The sequence below is a fragment of the Streptomyces sp. PSU-S4-23 genome (assembly GCF_055632315.1).
The window spans coordinates 4492403-4510877 of sequence record NZ_JBVMUU010000002.1; the positions used below are offsets into that span (position 1 = coordinate 4492403).

General features: G+C 71.9%; 17 protein-coding genes. 10 read left to right on the forward strand and 7 right to left on the reverse strand.

Going from position 1 to position 18475, the window contains the following annotated elements; all coding sequences use genetic code 11:
• Window positions 1-69 precede the first annotated feature (69 nt).
• Window positions 70-528: a hypothetical protein gene (locus ACZ79I_RS20530; protein WP_471498955.1), complete on the forward strand. Its 459-nt coding sequence runs from the start codon at window positions 70-72 to the stop codon at window positions 526-528.
• Window positions 529-740: 212 nt separating this feature from the next.
• On the opposite strand, the gene ACZ79I_RS20535 is transcribed toward ACZ79I_RS20530, so the two are convergent.
• Complete coding sequence (locus ACZ79I_RS20535) at window positions 741-1394, reverse strand: DNA-binding response regulator (RefSeq protein WP_471498956.1); 654 nt, start codon at window positions 1392-1394, stop codon at window positions 741-743.
• Between the two features lie 73 nt (window positions 1395-1467).
• Here ACZ79I_RS20535 and ACZ79I_RS20540 point away from each other — a divergent pair, with 73 nt between their 5' ends.
• The 8 genes from ACZ79I_RS20540 (at window position 1468) to ACZ79I_RS20575 (ending at window position 11204) form a co-directional block, all read left to right on the forward strand.
• A complete protein-coding gene (locus tag ACZ79I_RS20540; protein ID WP_471498957.1) occupies window positions 1468-2325 on the forward strand; it encodes an oxidoreductase in 858 nt (285 codons plus the stop codon).
• Window positions 2326-2508: 183 nt separating this feature from the next.
• On the forward strand, window positions 2509-3375 hold the full coding sequence (locus ACZ79I_RS20545; RefSeq protein WP_471498958.1) for a DUF2797 domain-containing protein: 867 nt from the start codon (window positions 2509-2511) through the stop codon (window positions 3373-3375).
• A 102-nt stretch (window positions 3376-3477) separates the two neighbouring features.
• Entirely contained in the window at window positions 3478-3882 is a 405-nt protein-coding gene (locus ACZ79I_RS20550; protein ID WP_471498959.1) for an antibiotic biosynthesis monooxygenase family protein, read from the forward strand.
• Window positions 3883-4062: 180 nt separating this feature from the next.
• Window positions 4063-4803, forward strand: a complete 741-nt coding sequence (locus ACZ79I_RS20555; RefSeq protein ID WP_471498960.1) for a response regulator transcription factor — start codon at window positions 4063-4065, stop codon at window positions 4801-4803.
• Window positions 4800-6413 carry a sensor histidine kinase gene (locus ACZ79I_RS20560; protein WP_471498961.1) on the forward strand — a complete coding sequence of 538 codons (1614 nt, stop codon included), beginning with the start codon at window positions 4800-4802 and terminating at the stop codon, window positions 6411-6413. The genes ACZ79I_RS20555 and ACZ79I_RS20560 overlap by 4 nt, the downstream gene beginning before the upstream one ends.
• A 14-nt stretch (window positions 6414-6427) precedes the next feature.
• Window positions 6428-7936, forward strand: coding sequence for a bifunctional glycosyltransferase family 2/GtrA family protein (locus tag ACZ79I_RS20565; protein ID WP_471498962.1), 1509 nt, complete (start codon window positions 6428-6430; stop codon window positions 7934-7936).
• On the forward strand, window positions 7926-10178 hold the full coding sequence (locus ACZ79I_RS20570; protein ID WP_471498963.1) for an ArnT family glycosyltransferase: 2253 nt from the start codon (window positions 7926-7928) through the stop codon (window positions 10176-10178). Before ACZ79I_RS20565 ends, ACZ79I_RS20570 begins: the two co-directional genes overlap by 11 nt.
• A 237-nt stretch (window positions 10179-10415) precedes the next feature.
• Window positions 10416-11204 (forward strand): TetR/AcrR family transcriptional regulator, encoded by a 789-nt coding sequence (locus ACZ79I_RS20575; RefSeq protein WP_471498964.1) that lies wholly within the window; start codon window positions 10416-10418, stop codon window positions 11202-11204.
• Here ACZ79I_RS20575 and ACZ79I_RS20580 read toward each other — a convergent pair.
• The 3 genes from ACZ79I_RS20580 to ACZ79I_RS20590 form a co-directional block, all read right to left on the reverse strand.
• Complete coding sequence (locus ACZ79I_RS20580; RefSeq protein WP_381079885.1) at window positions 11201-11674, reverse strand: PPOX class F420-dependent oxidoreductase; 474 nt, start codon at window positions 11672-11674, stop codon at window positions 11201-11203. The two genes, ACZ79I_RS20575 and ACZ79I_RS20580, sit on opposite strands and share 4 nt — an antisense overlap.
• 150 nt (window positions 11675-11824) lie before the next feature.
• Window positions 11825-14353 (reverse strand): MFS transporter, encoded by a 2529-nt coding sequence (locus tag ACZ79I_RS20585; protein ID WP_471505110.1) that lies wholly within the window; start codon window positions 14351-14353, stop codon window positions 11825-11827.
• An 85-nt stretch (window positions 14354-14438) separates the two neighbouring features.
• Window positions 14439-14951 (reverse strand): MarR family winged helix-turn-helix transcriptional regulator, encoded by a 513-nt coding sequence (locus tag ACZ79I_RS20590; protein ID WP_471498965.1) that lies wholly within the window; start codon window positions 14949-14951, stop codon window positions 14439-14441.
• Window positions 14952-15203: 252 nt separating this feature from the next.
• Here ACZ79I_RS20590 and ACZ79I_RS20595 point away from each other — a divergent pair, with 252 nt between their 5' ends.
• Window positions 15204-15398, forward strand: a complete 195-nt coding sequence (locus tag ACZ79I_RS20595; protein ID WP_471498966.1) for a hypothetical protein — start codon at window positions 15204-15206, stop codon at window positions 15396-15398.
• Window positions 15399-15416: 18 nt separating this feature from the next.
• Here the strand turns inward: ACZ79I_RS20595 and ACZ79I_RS20600 are convergent, their stop codons facing one another.
• From ACZ79I_RS20600 to ACZ79I_RS20610, 3 genes are all read right to left on the reverse strand, one after another.
• Complete coding sequence (locus tag ACZ79I_RS20600; protein ID WP_471498967.1) at window positions 15417-16184, reverse strand: hypothetical protein; 768 nt, start codon at window positions 16182-16184, stop codon at window positions 15417-15419.
• A gap of 136 nt (window positions 16185-16320) precedes the next feature.
• Window positions 16321-17232 (reverse strand): RNA polymerase sigma factor SigF, encoded by a 912-nt coding sequence (locus ACZ79I_RS20605; protein WP_471498968.1) that lies wholly within the window; start codon window positions 17230-17232, stop codon window positions 16321-16323.
• Between the two features lie 245 nt (window positions 17233-17477).
• Entirely contained in the window at window positions 17478-18368 is an 891-nt protein-coding gene (locus ACZ79I_RS20610) for an RNA polymerase sigma factor SigF (RefSeq protein WP_471498969.1), read from the reverse strand.
• Window positions 18369-18475: the final 107 nt, after the last annotated feature.

Here is an 18475-nt window from a genome sequence, read left to right on the forward strand (position 1 = left end):
GGTGAGCAACCCTCCTCAGGAAAGATCAGGTCGACTGCGGCCGGCGAGAGAAGTGTCTGCGATCACTCGATGAGCTACGACGTCTGTTTCTTGAGCCGAGGCGACGGGCGGTCCTGGGATGAGGTCCTGGAGGCGATGGAGGACGCGGCCGAGCTCAGCGAACCGATCCCTGCCCGTCTCCTTGAAGCGTGGGACCGAATAGTGCCGCAGGCCCGGGTACTGCTGGGCGAAGTGGACATCACGGAGTGCGAGCAGGAGTCGCGAGACCTCAGCCACTCTGGCACCGGCATCGACCTGTCCGTCTTCGGTGAAGAGGTGAGCATCACGGTGCCCTACTGGCACGCGGGGAACGATGCTGCGGTCGTGCTCGGCAAGGTCTTCGCCCTTTCAGCCGTCGTCGAGAAGGAAACGGGGCTGACTGCCTACGACCCCCAGACGGAACGTCCGCTGGCGGAGATGCGGTCGGAGGGCGCGATAGGGCTGATGTCGAGGATCGCCGAGGAGTTGCGCAGCCGCTACGGTGGCTGATCAACCGCCGGGGAAGGCGAGGCCGGTGGGGGTGGAGCGAGGCACACGCGCGCGTGATCGGACCGCGGACCCGCCATCGTGGTGGACTGTCGTCGGCTGAGGTACAGGCGCTCGACGGGGCATAGTCCGGTTGCGGGTGCGCCAGAAGGTCGCAAATGATCGCAGCTTCCCAAGCCGAGAGCACTCTGCCTGGCGGATGCTCGGCCGATCCCTCAGTCACTCAGTCCCATCTCGCCGACGCGCACGCCGGCCTGGAACCGTGAGGCCGCGTCGAGGGCGTCGAGCAGGCCGGCGACGCGGCGGCGGTAGGTGCGCAGGGACATGCCCAGCCGGCGCGCGGCCGTCTCGTCCGTGGCGCCCGACCCCAGGGCGCGCAGGACCGTTCGGCTCTCGGCGTCGAGACGGGGGTGCTCGCCCTGCAGGAAGGCATGGAGACCGGTGGCGGTCTCCCAGGCGGCCTCGAACAGCGCGTATACGCCGCCGACCAGGGTGGGTGCGGTGGTCAGGGTGTATTCGCGGCCGCCGGGGGCGTTCACGCCGGCGAGGATCGCGAACCGGCGGTCGATGACGATCGTCTCGTGAGGCAGAGCGGTGGCGGCGATCCGTACCTGGGCGCCCTTGTCGACGAGCCTGCCGAGGTGCTCGCGGCTGCGCTGGTCGGCGAGCGAGGCCGGGCTGAACAGCTTGCGGATCCGCCCGGGGTCCCCGTTCGTGAGGCGGGCGCCGGCGGCCTGCCGGGCCTCGGGGCGGGACCAGGTGTCGAGGTCGCGGGCGGCACAGACGAACTCCTCGTGGACAGCGGAGAAGACATGCTCGGTACGAGCGAGGAGTTCCAGGTCACCGCGGATCGTCACGATGTCTGCCACTCCGCCATTCTGCCCGATGGCAGCAAGCTGCCACGGGTTCGCGGGCCGCACCCCCGCGGTCCAGGCTGGGGACATGGGAAACGACTTCCGCCTCGGTGGCGACCTTCTGATCGACCGGATCGGCTTCGGGGCCATGCGCCTGCCCACCAACAGCTTCCACGGTCCGGCGCGCGATCCCGGGACCGGTCGCGCCGTCCTGCGCCGTGCCGTGGAACTGGGCGTCAACCACATCGACACCGCCGCCTTCTACACCAGCGGCGACGGCAGCGTTCGTGCCAACGCCCTGATCCGGGAGGCTCTTCACCCCTACCCGGCCGGGCTGGTCATCGCCACCAAGGTCGGCCCCGCCCGCACCCCCGACGGCGGCCTGGCCGCGACCACCGATCCCACGGTCCTGCGGCCCATGGTCGAGGAGAACCTCGAAACCCTCGGTGTGGACCGGCTCGACCTGGTCTATCTGCGCATCGGGGGCATCATGCCGCCACCGCACGGTGAATCCGTCGCCGAACGCTTCGAGGCGCTGGCAGCGCTGCGCGAGGAGGGCCTGATCCGCCACCTCGGCCTGAGCAACGTCGACGCCGGCCACCTCGCCGAGGCCCGTGCGATCGCACCCGTCGCCGCCGTCCAGAACCACTTCCACGCCGCCAAGCGCGATGACACGGAGGTCCTGGCGGTCTGCGAGGACGCCGGCATCGCCTACGTGCCGTTCTTCCCGCTGGGCGGCGGCCTGAGCGACCTCACCGGTGACCGCATGGCCAAGGTCGCGGACCGGTATAACGCCACGGTCCCTCAGATCGCCCTGGCCTGGCTGCTCGGCTCCTCCCCTGTCACCCTGGCCATCCCCGGCACCGGCTCCCTCGCCCATCTGGAGGAGAACACCGCCGCCGGGGAGATCGTCCTCACGCAAGAGGATCTCTCCGACCTCACCTGAGGCGAGGAGCGCTCCGCGCCTGCGTGCGCCTTCAGGCAGAGCTCTTGCATGCGGTCCGGAGGTCCGGAGGTCCAGAGGTCCGGAACGGAGCGCCGCTGCGGGCGTCGGTCAGCGGCCGGGCCACGACCGCCGGAAGCCGCCTACGAGGATCGATGTCAGTGGCGGCCCCTACGCTCGGCGGTGATGACACAGCTGTGGAGATGCGCGGGGCTGCGGTGGGGTGACGGCGTGCCCGTGTTGGCGTGGGAAGGCGGGCGGCGCAGTGGTCTGGAGCGGGGCAAGCGGGTGGCCTTCGCGGTCGTGGCGGGCGGCGTGCGGAGCTGTGTGGGTGCGCGCGGACACGGATGCCCGGCGCGGGCCGGGGTGCCGGGACGCAGCACCGGTGCGCGGTGCGAGGAGTGCGCGCGCCTCGACCGGGCCCACTCGGTCGCCGCCGACACACTCGCCGACGACCCGCGGCCGTACCGCGTCTACCTCGCGTGGTTCGGGCCCGGCATGGTCAAGGTCGGGATCACCGCGGTCGGGCGCGGACCGGCGCGGCTGCTGGAGCAGGGCGCCGTCACCTTCAGCTGGCTGGGGCGTGGGCCGCTGATGGCGGCGCGGCGCGCGGAGGAACTGCTGCGGGCCGCGCTCCGGGTGCCGGACCGGATTCCGTACGCCGCCAAGCGGGCGGTGCGGGCCGGCCTGCCGCCGCCCGGGGAACGGGAGGCCGAACTGGCGGAGCTGCATACGCGGGCGCTGGCGCTCCACGGATGGCCGGAGTCGCTGGAGCGGGCGCCGTTCCGGGCCGTCGACCACAGCGCGGTGTTCGGGTTCGAGGGGCTGCCGCGCACGGACGGCGTGGTGAGCGAGCTGGTCGCGGGCGGGGTGGTGAGCGGGGACGTGCTGGCCGCCGCCGGGCCGGATCTCCATCTGGCCACCGGGCGCGGGGTGGTCGTCCTGGACACGCGTCTGATGACGGGATGGGCACTGACGGCCGCCGACCGGGACGACGTGACCGTGCCGGTGCGCGAGGCCGGGGACACGGGGGCGCAGGAAGGGCTGTTCTGAGGGGGCGGCGACGCCGTGACGGCGTCGCCGGCGGATCGATCCTCCGTGGGTCCCGTCGGGAAGGGACTGGACCGACGGTGCCCGATCACCGATCGTGGAGTCATGAGCGATCACCGCGTTGCGCCTGGCATGTCCGCGCCCTCCCCCGGGGCCCCCGCGCCCGCCCCCGTCCCCGTCTCCGCCCACGAACCCCCGTACTACGCCGTCGTCTTCACCTCCGTGAGGGTCCAGGACGACGACGGGTACGCGGAGACCGCCGAGCGGATGGAGGAGCTGGTCAAGGAGGTCCCCGGGTACCTGGGGATGGACCACGCCCGGACGCCGGGCGGGCTGTCGATCACCGTCGGGTACTTCCGCGACCTCGCCGCCATCGAGGAGTGGCGGGGCGATCTGGAGCACCGGGCGGCGCAGAAGCAGGGGCGTGAGCGCTGGTACGAGTCGTACTCGCTGCACGTCGCCAAGGTCGAGCGCAGCCACACGTTCCGGCGGGCGCACGGAGAAGCGTGAAACGCCCGGGACACGCCCGGCGGCACCGATCCGGCTTGTAGTGACGGGCCGTCAACTATGCGCAGTACACGGCGGTTTCACGGTCTCCCAGGAGTTTCCTGAGAGCCACCTGTGTGTTTCTCAGGGAAATCACAGACGGGTGAAAGGGCGCTCTCAGGGGATCCCGACAAGGTGTCGAGCATGACCACGACCTCGCCCCAGGGGCGCACCGAACTGCTGAGGCCGGACGGGAGCCCCGTCCGAGTGCTGGTGGTGGACGACGAGCTGTCGATCACCGAACTGCTGTCCATGGCCCTGCGCTACGAGGGCTGGCAGATCCGCAGCGCGGGTGACGGACACGGCGCGATCCAGGCCGCGCGCGAGTTCCGGCCCGACGCCGTCGTCCTCGACATGATGCTCCCGGACATGGACGGCCTGGCCGTGCTGGGGCGGCTGCGGCGCGAACTGCCCGAGGTGCCCGTCCTCTTCCTCACCGCGAAGGACGCCGTCGAGGACCGCATCGCGGGCCTGACCGCGGGCGGCGACGACTACGTCACCAAGCCGTTCAGCCTCGAGGAGGTCGTGGCCCGGCTGCGCGGGCTGATCCGGCGTTCCGGTGCCGCCGACCGCCGCTCGGACTCCGTGCTCGTCGTCGGCGACCTCACCCTCGACGAGGACAGCCACGAGGTGTCGCGGGCCGGCGAGAACATCCACCTCACCGCCACCGAGTTCGAACTGCTCCGGTTCCTGATGCGCAACCCGCGGCGCGTGCTCAGCAAGGCGCAGATCCTGGACCGCGTGTGGTCGTACGACTTCGGCGGGCAGGCCAACGTCGTCGAGCTCTACATCTCCTACCTGCGGCGGAAGATCGACGCGGGACGCGAGCCGATGATCCACACCCGGCGCGGCGCCGGTTACCTGATCAAGCCCGCCGCGTCATGAGCGGGCGGCGGCGGTCGCGTACCCGCGGGGGAGGACGACAGCCGCGCACGCTGCGCACGCGGCTGGTCGTCTCGGCGGTGGCGTTGATCGCCGTGGTGTGCGTCGTGATCGGTACGGTGACGACGATCGCGCTCGGGCAGCATCTGTACCGGCAGCTGGACGGCCGGCTGGGCGAGGTGGCGGCGGGGGTGACGGGTGGGCCCATGGGAGCCCCGGTCGGGCCCAAGGAGGTCGCGCCCGAGCACGGGAACGACGCGTTCGCGCTGGAGGACTTCGTCGCCCGGGGCCCGCAGCCGATGAACACCATCGCCGCGAAGGTCGGGAACGGCGGCATCACCGAGGCCAGGATCGGCAAGCGGTACAAGGACGCCAACGGCGTCCCCCAGTCCAGTGCGCGCGCCCTGAGCGCGGCCCAGATCGCCGCGCTCGGTTCCGTCCCCGAGGACGGCAGGCCGCACAGCGTGGACATCCCCGGGCTGGGCGAGTACCGCGCCGAATACCGGACCGGTGTCAACGGCAGCTTCTACGCGGCCGTACCGACCGCGGACGTCACCAACACCATCGACACCCTCGTCATCGTCGAGGTCAGTGTCACGGCCGCCGGTCTCGTGGCGGCCGGTATCGCGGGCTCCGTGCTCGTCGGTCTCGCCCTGCGCCCCCTGCGCAAGGTCGCCGCGACCGCCACCCGCGTCTCCGAACTGCCGCTGCACGCCGGCGAGGTGACCCTCGACGAGCGGGTCCCGGAGTCCGAGACCGATCCGCACACCGAGGTCGGACAGGTCGGGGCCGCGCTCAACCGCATGCTCGACCACGTCCACGGCGCACTGCACGCGCGGCAGCAGAGCGAGATGCGCGTACGGCAGTTCGTCGCGGACGCCAGTCACGAACTGCGCACGCCCCTCGCCTCCATCCGCGGATACGCCGAGCTGACCAGGCGGGGACGGGAGGAGACCGGCCCCGACACCCGGCACGCCCTGGGACGGATCGAGTCCGAGGCAGGGCGCATGACCCTGCTCGTCGAGGACCTGCTGCTGCTGGCGCGGCTGGATGCCGGGCGACCGCTCCAGTTCGAGCGGACCGACCTCGTCCCGCTCGTCGTGGACACCGTCAGCGATGCGCGCGCCGCCGGGCGGGACCACAGCTGGCGGCTCGAACTGCCCGACGAGCCCGCGCTCGTGTCGGCGGACGCCGCACGGCTCCAACAGGTCCTCGTCAACCTGCTCGCCAACGCGCGCAACCACACCCCTCCCGGTACGACCGTCACGGCGCGCGTGCAACAACGCGGGCCATGGCTGTGCGTGGACGTCCAGGACGACGGCCCGGGCATTCCGCCCGGTCTGCTCCCGCACGTCTTCGAGCGGTTCGCGCGCGGCGACTCGGCACGGTCCCGGTCCACCGGCTCGACGGGGCTCGGGCTCGCCATCGTGCAGGCCGTCGCGGCCGCGCACGGCGGTGCCGTGACCGTGGACAGCGTGCCCGGCCGCACCGTGTTCACCGTGCACGTGCCCGCGCTCACCGCCGAGGTGCCGCCGCGCGGCCCGGAAACGGGACCGCGACGTCACTCACAGCCGCACCACAGCGCCAGCACATGGGTGCGACAGGGCGCTTGAGAAGAGTCGGTGCCATGCGAACCGATTCCTCTCCCGGCACCCTGCCGGCGCGGGAGCACCTCCCGGCCGCCGGAGCCGGTACGCCTGTCCTGGACGTAGTCATCCCCGTCTACAACGAGGAGAAGGACCTCCAGCCGTGCGTGCTCAGACTGCACGAGCACCTCAAGCGCACCTTCCCGTACGCGTTCCGCATCACGGTCGCGGACAATGCCTCCACCGACACGACCCCGCAGGTGGCCGCGCGGCTGGAGGCGCGGATCCCCGAGGTGACGTGCTTCCGGCTGGAGCAGAAGGGCCGGGGCCGGGCGCTGCGGACCGTCTGGTCCGCCTCCGACGCGCCGGTCCTCGCCTACATGGACGTGGACCTGTCGACGGATCTCAACGCGCTGCTGCCCCTGGTGGCCCCGCTGATCTCGGGCCACTCCGACCTGGCGATCGGTTCCCGGCTCGCCCGCGCCTCCCGCGTCGTGCGGGGTCCCAAGCGCGAGTTCATCAGCCGTGCGTACAACCTGATCCTGCGCGGCTCGCTGCAGGCCCGCTTCTCGGACGCGCAGTGCGGCTTCAAGGCGATCCGCCGTGACGTGGCCCGGGTGCTGCTGCCGCTGGTCGAGGACACCGGCTGGTTCTTCGACACCGAGATGCTGGTCCTCGCCGAGCGCGCGGGTCTGCGCATCCACGAGGTGCCGGTCGACTGGGTCGACGACCCCGACTCCACCGTGCACATCGTGCAGACGGCGACCGACGACCTCAGAGGCGTGTGGCGTATCGGCAGGGCCCTGGCCACCGGTTCGCTGCCGCTCGACCGGCTCGCCCGGCCCTTCGGGGACGACCCGCGCGACCGGGAGATCAAGGACGTGCCGCGGGGCCTGGCCCGCCAGCTCGTCGGGTTCTGTGTGGTCGGCGGTCTGTCCACCGTGTTCTACCTGGCGCTCTACAGCCTCTTCCGCCAGGTCGCGGCCGCGCAGATCGCCAACGCGCTCGCCCTGCTGGTCTCCGCGGTCGCCAACACGGCGGCCAACCGCCGGCTCACCTTCGGCGTGCGGGGCCGCGGCGGTGTCGTCCGCCACCAGGCGCAGGGCCTGGTGGTCTTCGGTATCGGCCTCGCCCTCACCAGCGGCTCCCTCGCCGCCCTGAACGCGGCGACGAGCGACCCCTCGCACCCCACGGAACTGGCGGTGCTGATCGCCGCCAACCTCGCCGCGACGGTCCTGAGGTTCCTGCTCTTCAGGGCGTGGGTGTTCCCGGAGCGGCGCGACGGCCTCCCGGCGTCTCCGCACCCCGCCGCCGCCCAGCAGCATCCCCTGCACCCCCAGTACCAGCAGCACCCCCAGTACCAGCAGCACCAGCAGCACCACCAGTACCAGCAGCACCAGCAGGACCCGTACGCCGCCCACGACGCGTACGGCACCACCGGGTTCCGCGCCGGTGCCGACGCGGACCGCACCACCTGGAGGGACGCGACCATGCCACTGCAGCCGGTGCGCCCGCACACCACCCATGCGAGGAACCACGATGGCAACTGACCACCCCCGCACGGCCTTTCCGGGGGACACGGCGCCCTCCTCCTGGGGGCCGCCGCCCCGCCCGGCAGATGAGCCCGAGCAGCCGCCGCCGGCGTACGGACTTTGGCGCGGGCGGCCCGAGGACCCGCGCTGGGCGCGCCCCGCCTTCCTGGGGCTGCTGCTCGTCACCGCGGTGCTGTACCTGTACGGCCTGAGCGCCTCCGGCTACGCCAACTCCTTCTACTCGGCGGCGGTCCAGGCCGGCAGCAAGTCGTGGAAGGCGTTCTTCTTCGGCTCGCTGGACGCGGGCAACGCGATCACCGTCGACAAGCCCCCGGCCGCGCTGTGGCCGATGGCGCTGTCGGTGCGGATCTTCGGCCTCGGCTCATGGGCGATCCTGGTCCCCGAGGCCGTCATGGGCGTTCTCACGGTCGCCGTCGTGTATGCGGCGGTCCGGCGCCGCTTCAGCCCCGCGGCCGGCCTGATCGCGGGCGCGGTGCTGGCGCTCACGCCGGTCGCGGCCCTGATGTTCCGGTTCAACAACCCGGACGCGCTGCTCGCGCTGCTGATGGCGCTCACGGTCTACTTCGTGCTGCGGGGCCTGGAGGACGGCCGCACCAAGTGGCTGGTGTGGGCGGGCGTCGCGGTCGGCTTCGCCTTCCTCACCAAGACCCTGCAGGCGTTCCTGATCCTGCCGGCGCTGGCGGTCGTGTACGGCGTCTGCGCACCCGTCAAGCCGATGAAGCGGCTCGCGCAGCTGGCCCTCGCGACCGTCGCGCTGGTCGTGGCGGGCGGCTGGTGGGTCGCGGTCGTCGAGCTGTGGCCGGCGTCGTCCCGCCCGTACATCGGCGGTTCGCAGAACAACTCCTTCCTGGAGCTGACCTTCGGCTACAACGGCCTCGGCCGCATCAACGGCGACGAGACCGGCAGCGTCGGGGGCGGGGGAGGCGGCGGCAACGGCGGCCAGTGGGGGGAGACCGGCTGGAACCGGATGTTCGACTCCGAGATCGGCAGCCAGGTCTCCTGGCTGCTCCCGGCCGCGCTGATCCTGCTCGTCGCGGGCCTGGTGCTCACATTCCCCCACTCTCGACTTCGCTCGAGCGGGGGCACCCCCATGACCGCCCGGACGGACACCGTCCGCAGCGCGTTCCTCGCCTGGGGCGGCTCGCTGCTGATGACGCTGGCCGTCTTCAGCTACATGGCCGGCATCTTCCACCAGTACTACACGGTGGCGCTGGCCCCCTACATCGCCGCCCTGGTCGGCATGGGCGTCACGGTCCTGTGGGAGGAGCGGTCGAGGACATGGGCGTCGCTCACGCTCGCGGCCGCCGTCACGGCGACGGCGGCGTGGGGATACGTCCTTCTCAACCGCACGCCCGACTATCTGCCCTGGCTGAAGTGGCTGGTCCTCGTGGGCGGTCTGGCCGGTGCCCTCGGCCTGGTCTTCGCGGGCCGGCTCGGGCGGCGGCTCGCCCTCGCGGCGGTGGGCGTGAGCCTGGCGGCCTCGCTGGCGGGCCCGGCCGCGTACACCCTCACCACGGTGAACCAGGGCCACACCGGCTCCATCGTCACGGCCGGTCCGGCGGGCGCAAGCATGAGGGGAGGCCGGGGCGGCCGGGGCGGTCCGGGCGGTGGCGGTATGCGCGGAGGCTTCGGCGGCGGCATGCCGGGCCGGACCCAGCCGAACGGCACCACGCAGATTCCGAACGGCCCCCCGGGCGGCGGCGCCGGAGGCTTTCCCGGCGGTGGCATACCCGGCCAGAACGGCCAGAACGGCCAGAACCCGCAGGGCAACGGCACCGGCCCGAACCAGCAGGGCGGCGGCCTCTTCGGCGGCGGCCGGACGGGCGAGGGCGGCATGGGCGGTGCAGGCGGCATCGGCGGTCTGCTCAACGGCGCGAACGTCGGCTCCGAGGCCAAGAAGCTGCTGGAGAAGGACGCCGGGGACTACACCTGGGTGGCCGCGTCCATCGGCTCCCAGAACGCCGCCAGTTACCAGCTCGCCACGGGTGACCCGGTGATGGCGATCGGCGGGTTCAACGGCAGCGATCCCTCCCCGACGCTCGCCCAGTTCCAGAAGTACGTGGCCGAGGGCCGGATCCACTACTTCATCGCGGGCGGCGGCTTCGGCGGCGGGGGCAACGGCAACGGCGGTTCCTCGGTCTCCTCGCAGATCAGTACCTGGGTCGGGAAGAACTTCACCAAGGTGACGGCCGGTTCGGCCACCTTCTACGACCTGACCCGCAAAACGGGCGGGAGTTGACGGTCCGGCGGTGACGGCGGTGGGCGGGGCACCCGTGTGCCCCGCCCACCGGGCTTCTCGCGGCTGCGTTGGCGCACGGGGTGCAGCGGGCAGACTCGCAAGAGGCGGTCGCCGGGAAGCCCGGACCACGGCGTGGCCGGGCGAGCGCGGGACGCTCGTGGCCGAGGTGCGGATCCTCGCGTTCCGGTGGGGGCCTAGCATCGTGACCAGCGGTCGGAGTGTCGAGGAAGGTGCGCCATGGTCAACGCAGCCCAGCGGGCGGGGCGCCCGGCGCGGACCAGCGTCTGGCTGGAGGGCAAGGCGCCTCGGGGCGGTGGAGCGCGCGGTGGCGACGGTCAGCCCTCGGGCCTGGACCGCGGCCGGATCACCGAGGCGACCGTACGGCTGCTGGACGCGGAGGGTCTCGCCAGGTTCTCCATGCGCCGCCTGGCCGCGGAGCTGAACGTCACGGCCATGTCGGTCTACTGGTACGTGGACACCAAGGACGACCTGCTGGAGCTGGCGCTGGACGCGGTCTTCGGCGAGATGCGGCTGCCGGCCGCCGACTCGGACCAGGACTGGCGCGACCAACTGCGGGCGCTCGCCACAGAGTACCGGGCGCTGCTGGTGCGCCACCCCTGGCTGTCGCCCCTCGCCGGAACCTTCCTCAACATCGGCCCGCACTCCATCGACTTCTCGCTCGCCGTGCAGCGGGTGATCCGGCTGACCGGGCTGCCCGCGCACGGCCAGACGGGCGCGATCTCGGCGGTCTTCCAGTTCGTGTACGGCTTCGGCACGATCGAGGGCCACTTCATCGCGCGCTGCGCCGCGGCCGGGATGAGCCAGGACGAGTACTTCCGCCATGCCATGAGCGCGGTGACCCGGAGCCCCGAGCTGAGCGAGGCCGTGCACCGCTCCGCGGACCTCATGCAGGCCCGCGGCGGAGACACGGTGGAGGAGATGCGCGAACGCGACTTCACGTTCGCGCTGGAGACGCTGGTCGCGGGCATCGAGGCGATGGTCGCCCGGGACCAGGGGGGTTCCTAGTCGTCCGAGGACGCCAGGCGGGCCGGGAAGCCGCCCGTCGCCACCGGTCCCCACCGCTGCGGGGTGACCCGGATGATCGACTTGCCCTGCTTGACCATGGCCTGCCGGTACTCGTCCCAGTCCGGGTGCTCGCCCGCGATGTTGCGGTAGTACTCGACGAGAGGCTCGACGGAGTCCGGGGTGTCGATGACCTCGGCGGTGCCGTCGACCTGGACCCACGGCCCGTTCCAGTCGTCGCTCAGCACGATCAGGCTGACCCGCGGATCCCGCTTGGCGTTGCGCGTCTTGGCGCGTTCCGGGTACGTGGAGACCACGATCCGCCCCGAGTCGTCGACCCCGCAGGTCAGGGGCGACCCCTGGGGGCTCCCGTCGGCGCGCCGCGTCAGCAGGATCGCCCGGTGACGGGGTCGTACGAAGTCCAGCAGCTCGTCCAGCGTCACAGCGGTGTTGGTCGCGATGTTCGGTGCCATGGGACGCAGCCTAGGGGCTCGGACCGCCGCGGAGCGTGACCCTGCCGTGCGTACGCCCGGACCGGGCGGCGGCCGCGCTCGTCGGGACGGGAGAACCGGCCCGGGGGCGCGCCGCCACGCGGAACGCGCCGCCACGGGCCGGCGCCCGGACTACTCCGCCGGGTGGGCGAGCCGGATGTCGTGGTCGTCGACGTCGCGTCCGGAGAGCGTCACAGCCGTCGCCACGGGCGGGTAACCGGTCGCGATGACGGTGTACTCGCCGCTGTCCAGGCCGGTGAAGGCGTACCCCCCGTCCGCGCCGGTGGTGGCGGTGCCGACCACGTTGCCCGCCGCGTCCACCAGTGTCACGCGGGCGTCGGCGAGGGGACCGTGCGCGGCCCGTACGACGCCCTGGACCCGGACGTCGGCGGCGAGGCCGATCTCGACCCGGGCGGTCCCGTCGGCCCCGATCTCGGCCGGCAGGGCCCGCGGGCGGAACCCGGCGGCGTTCACCGCGACGGTCACGGATCCCGACGCCGGCCCGGTGAAGGAGAACTCGCCCCGCTCACCGGTGGTCCGGGTGGCGAGCAGGTGACCGCGGGCGTCGGTGACGATCACCATCGCGTCCTTGACGGGCAGCGCGGTCCCGGCGGCCCGGACCGTGCCGGTCAGCCCGCTGGTGCCGCTGAGCAGGACGTCGTACGACAGCGGGTCCTCGTGCACGGCGACCGTGGACGCCTGCGGCTGGTAGCCGTCGGCGGCGGCGATCAGGACGTAGCCGCCGGCGCCCGGCGCGTCCACCGCGTAGGAACCGTCGGCCCGGGCGACCGCCTGGCTCGACTGCCGTCCGCCGAGCGGGATCAGGGTCACGGCGGCCCCCGCGACGGGTGCGTTCCCGCTGTCCCGGACGAAGCCGCGGACCGGGATGCCGCCGGAGGGCGCTGGCTCGTCCGGCGCGGCCACCGTGGCGACGGCCGCGAGCTCCTGGGTGCCTGTGCCCGCGCCTGTGCCCGCGCCCGTGACCGTGCCCATGGGCGCGCCCGTGTCCTCGGCGCCCGGCTCCGGGCCCGCCACCGCCCAGCTCGGCACCTTCTCCTCGGCGGGGGCCTTCTCGGTGGGGACCTTCTCCTCGGCGGGAGCGGGGGAATCCGCCGCGGCCGGCGACCCGGTGGACTCGGAGGCCGCCGCCTGCGCCAGGGCACCCTTGGTCCGCAGCGGGACCTCCTTGATGAACAGCGTGATCACGAAGGCGAGGAACGCCATCGGGGCGGCGATCAGGAAGACGTCGGCGATGCCGTGGCCGTACGCGCTCTCCATGACCGTGCGCAGCGGCGCGGGCAGGCTGTCCATGTCCGGGATGGAGCTGCTGGAACCCGAACCGGAGGCCAGGGCCGCGTACTTGGGGCCGAGGGCGGCGAGACCGTCCTTGACGTAGTCGGTGATCCGGTGCGCCATGACCGCGCCGAGCGCGGAGACGCCCACGGCACCGCCCAGGGACCGGAAGAAGGTGACCGTGGAGCTGGCCGCGCCGAGGTCCGTCGGGGCCACCTGGTTCTGCGTGGACAGCACCAGGTTCTGCATCATCATGCCGATGCCGAGACCCAGCAGCGCCATGAAGACCGCCATCTTCCAGTAGGCCGTGTCGTAGCGGACGGTGCCCAGCAGTCCCAGCCCGGCCGTCACCAGCACGCCGCCGCTGACCAGCCACGCCTTCCACTTGCCGGTCTTGGTGATGACCTGGCCGGAGACGGTGGAGGAGACGAACAGGCCGCCGATCATCGGGATCGTCAGCACCCCGGACATCGTCGGGGACTTGTCCCGCGCCAGCTGGAAGTACTGCGCGAAGAAGATCGAGCCGGTGAACATCGCGACGCCCACGAAGAGCGAGGCGAGCGACGACAGGGTGATGGTGCGGTTGCGGAACAGCCGCAGCGGGATGATCGGTTCCGCGGCCCTGGCCTCGACGAGGACGAAGACCAGCCCGAGCACGATCGCGCCGCCCACCATCGCGTACGTCTGCCACGACAGCCACGCGTACTTGTCACCGGCGAAGGTCACCCAGATCAGCAGCAGGCTGACCGCCGTGGAGACGAAGAACGCGCCGGCCCAGTCGACCTTCACGTCCCGCCTCACCACGGGCAGGTGGAGGGTCTTCTGCAGCACGATCAGGGCGATCACCGCGAAGGGCACGCCGACGTAGAAGCACCAGCGCCAGCCGAGCCACGGGGTGTCGGTGATGACGCCGCCGAGCAGCGGGCCGCCGACGGTGGCGACGGCGAAGGTGGCGCCGAGGTATCCGGAGTAACGGCCGCGCTCGCGCGGGGAGATCATCGCGGCCATGACGATCTGGGCCAGGGCGGACAGGCCGCCGACGCCGATGCCCTGGACGACCCGGCAGGCGATGAGCATGCCGGGGTTCTGCGACAGACCCGCCGCCATCGAGCCCAGTACGTAGACGACCAGGGCTATCTGGACGAGCGCCTTCTTGCTGTAGAGATCCGCGAGTTTGCCCCACAGCGGGGTGGTCGCGGTCATGGCCAGCAGCGAGGCGGTGACGACCCAGGTGTAGGCCGACTGACCGCCGCCGAGGTCGCCGATGATGTGCGGCAGCGCGTTGGAGACGATCGTGGACGACAGGATCGCCACGAACATGCCGAGCAGCAGCCCGGAGAGGGCCTCCATGATCTGCCGGTGCGTCATCGGAGTGCCGTCGGGGGAGCCTCCCCCGTGTTTGGCGTGGGCCCGCACACCGGCCGGTGTGGTCGTTGCCATGGGCTTCCTTTTCCTATGTTCTGTCTGCGGGTGTACGGGGGGTTCCTTCGGCAACGGGCTCCGCGGCGTGGACGGCCGGCGCGAGATGCGGTGCGGAGCGGCAGTCGCCGAAGCTCTGCCGCAGCCGCGCCAGCAGCCGGGTGAGCCGGCCGATGTCGTCGTCGGACCAGTCGCTCAGCCGCTCGGCCAGCAGTTCGGCGGTGCGCCGTGACAACTCGTCGAGCTGGGCGCGGCCGGGTGGTGTCAGGCGCAGGATGCGGGAGCGCTTGTCCGCGGGGTCGGGGGAGCGTTCGATCCAGCCGCGGTCCGCGACGTGCGCGACATGGCGGCTGGTGACCGACATGTCGACGGCGAGCAGCTCCGCGAGCCTGCTGATGCGCATGTCGCCGTGGCGGCCGAGCAGGGTCAGTACGGCGGCGGAGCCGCCCGGGCAGTCGGGCGGCAGGATCCGTCCGAGGTCCCTTTTCACGGCACCGGCGGCGCTGAGCTGACGCGCCAGCTCCTCGTACTGCGCCCGCCCGGCCATCCCAGCCTCCCCAATTCGTTGCTCAAGGCAACCACCATAGGAGAAATTGGTTGCTGCAGGCAAATTAAGTCCCCGACGCCCGGGCTAAAAAGTTGGCAAAGGCATGTATTGGCGAACGTAAATCCACAGGTGGCATGGTGGATGGCGGGAGGGTTCGGCCGTTCGAGGACGAGTCCTTTCGGGACGAAGCGGGGCACGGGGCCAGGGCCCCCACTTGGGCGGGGCCGCACGTATTCGCTAGGGTCCGGGGCCATGGCTAACACCCAGGGCCCCCAGGGCAACCACGACCCCGCGGGCAGCACCCAGATGTTCCGTGCCTTCGTCGACGAGGCTCCGCAGGGCGGCCGGCAGGAGGCGGCCTCCTCGGGCCCCCGCGTCGGCCTGATCGTCGGCGTCGTCGTCGCCGTGGCGATCGTCGCCGCGGTCGCCTGGCTCGCGCTGAAGTAAGCCGGCCGGGGCGAAGCCCTACGTCCACCGGACGGACACGTCGCGCGTCTCGATGTGCATCCCCAGCGGGACCCGCCAGGCGTCGACGCATACCGTCCAGGTCTTCTTCACGGTGGCCCCGGCGGCGATCGGCGCGGGCAGCGACTGCGCGGACTCGATCGTCGCCCAGTCGATCCCGAGCGCCCCGATGATGTGCGTCCCGAAGGTCACCGTGCCCGAACGCACCGCGCTGCCGCCGGTGTTGGCGAAGGAGACGGTGACCTTCTCGCACCACCGCTGTTCCGTGGCCTCCCGCACGGGCTCGCCCACGCTCAGCACAGCGGGTCCGGCGGGTGTCGTACGGGAAGGCGCCGGCGTCGGGGAGGACGGTCCCGGGTCCGCGCCGGCGGGCCCGGTGGCGGGGGGTGAGACGCTCGCGCCGCCCGGTGCGCCGCCCGCGACCGGGGCACCGCCCGCGCCGCCGCCCGGCACGCCCGTGGACGAACCGCCGCTCGGCGAATCCCCTCCGGCCGCCGATGAGCCGGCCGTCCCGGTGGTACGGCTCCCGTGCCCGCCGGCGGTACCGGGCCGGTCCGTCCCTTGGAGCGGCACCAGCGTCACATCTCCCGTGGGCGCCACCGCCGCGCCCGGGACGGAGGGGGTGCCGCCCGCCGGTCCGACCGCGACGTATCCGTCACCACCCGCGCCGCCCGCGCACGCGACCGGCAGTCCGGCCAGGCACGCGAGAACCGCGGAGGCACCGATCACGGCCCGTCGACGGCCCCGCAACCATGTCGCTCGCAGCATCGCGCCAGTGTCGCTGACGGACCGTCAATTCGGAAGCCCGCGAACCTCATGAAGCCCCGGCCGGGCGCCGGAGCGCCGGACGTCCGGCCGGGCGTCGTGCCCCGCGAGGCGTCGTGCCCCGCGGGGCCATGCGTACTCAGTCGGAGATGAGCCCGTCCCGCAGTTGCGCCAGCGTGCGGGTCAGCAGCCGGGAGACGTGCATCTGCGAGATGCCGACCTCCTCGCCGATCTGCGACTGGGTCATGTTCGCGAAGAACCGCAGCATGATGATCCGCCGCTCGCGGGGCGGGAGTTTGGCCAGCAGCGGCTTGAGGGACTCGCGGTACTCCACGCCCTCCAGGGCCGAGTCCTCGTAGCCCAGCCGGTCCGCGAGCGAGCCCTCGCCGCCGTCGTCCTCGGGGGCCGGGGAGTCGAGCGAGGACGCCGTGTACGCGTTGCCGACGGCGAGGCCGTCGACCACGTCCTCCTCCGACACGCCCAGCACGGAGGCGAGTTCGGTGACCGTCGGGGAGCGGTCCAGCTTCTGGGACAGCTCGTCGCTGGCCTTGGTGAGGGCCAGGCGCAGCTCCTGGAGGCGGCGCGGCACCCGCACCGACCACGACGTGTCCCGGAAGAACCGCTTGATCTCCCCGACGACCGTCGGCATCGCGAACGTCGGGAACTCCACGCCCCGTTCGCAGTCGAAGCGGTCGATCGCCTTGATCAGCCCGATGGTTCCGACCTGGACGATGTCCTCCATGGGCTCGTTGCGGCTGCGGAAGCGGGCGGCCGCGTAGCGCACGAGCGGGAGGTTCAGCTCGATGAGCGTGTCCCGGACGTAGGCGCGCTCCGGGCTGTTCTCGTCGAGTGCGGCGAGCCGCAGGAAGAGGGAGCGGGACAGGGTGCGGGTGTCGATGGCTTCCGATGACGGGAGGTCCTGGGCCTCGGGGGCCGGGATGGTCTCGGCGGCCGGGAGGTCCTGAGGGGCCTGAAGGTCCTGAAGCACGTCGGGCGCGGAGTCGCTCTGCGCGAGCGTGAGCACCTTCGAGCTGCCCTGGTCTGCGGACATGCCACCCCCTTTGGGTCGCGGGACGGTCGCGGCGGACGCTCCCGTCGGAGGAACGCAGCCTCCACCTGAATACCGGCCGCGAGGCTGCGGCAAACGCGCTTCCGGAAGAATGTCACATGTCGGCAACACGCTGTAGTGACATGTCGACATGTGAAAGTCGAATGCGCCCTGGTTGGAAGGGTTCTGAGGGTTTTTCAGCGCAGAACCGCCGACAGGGGAAGGTTCGGGCGATTCGCTCTTGTGAGCTATGCGTCGATCCTGTTTGCGGATCGTAGCCGCGCGAAGCTCCTGGCGAGGAGCCTTGACACATGCATCTGGGAGACGCCCAGTTCGGCGCTGATCTGTGACTGGGTGAGGTTGCTGTAGTAGCGCAGCAGCAGGATCCGCTGCTCGCGCTCGGGCAGCTGGACGAGCAGGTGCCGTACGAGGTCACGGTGTTCGACCCCGTCGAGCGCGGGATCCTCGTAGCCGAGCCGGTCGAGCAGGCCGGGCAGGCCGTCCCCCTCCTGGGCGGCCTCCAGGGAGGTCGCGTGGTAGGAGCGGCCCGCCTCGATGCAGGACAGCACCTCCTCCTCGGTGATGCGCAGCCGCTCGGCGATCTCGGAGGTGGTCGGAGAGCGTCCGTACGCCGTCGTCAGGTCCTCGGTCGCGCTGTTGACCTGGACCCACAGCTCGTGCAGCCGGCGCGGGACGTGGACCGTGCGGACGTTGTCGCGGAAGTACCGCTTGATCTCCCCGACGACGGTCGGCATCGCGAAGGTCGGGAACTGCACGCCCCGGTCGGGGTCGAAGCGGTCGATGGCGTTGATCAGCCCGATGGTGCCGACCTGGACGACATCCTCCATGGGCTCGTTGCGGCTGCGAAACCGGGCGGCCGCGTAGCGCACGAGCGGGAGGTTCGCCTCGATGAGCGCCCCGCGCACGCGGTGGTGCTCCGGCGTGCCCGGCTCCAGTTCCTTGAGCTGGGCGAAGAGCACCTGGGTGAGGGCCCGGGTATCGGCGCCCCGGCGCTTCCGGGCGGCGGCCGGAGCCGGGTGGGCGGGAGCCGGATGGGCGGGAGCCGTGGCGGATGTCTGTGCCTGGTCGGGGGCCGGGGCCGGAGCCTCGTCCTGGGGTGGCGCAGTACTGGCCGACACGGTCAACGCCACCTCTTCATCCGTCCACACAACCGTCAACTCACGTCAAAAGCGGTCATAGCATCACAAGAAATGGACACTGTGTGCAAGCACCGCATAACTCCGTG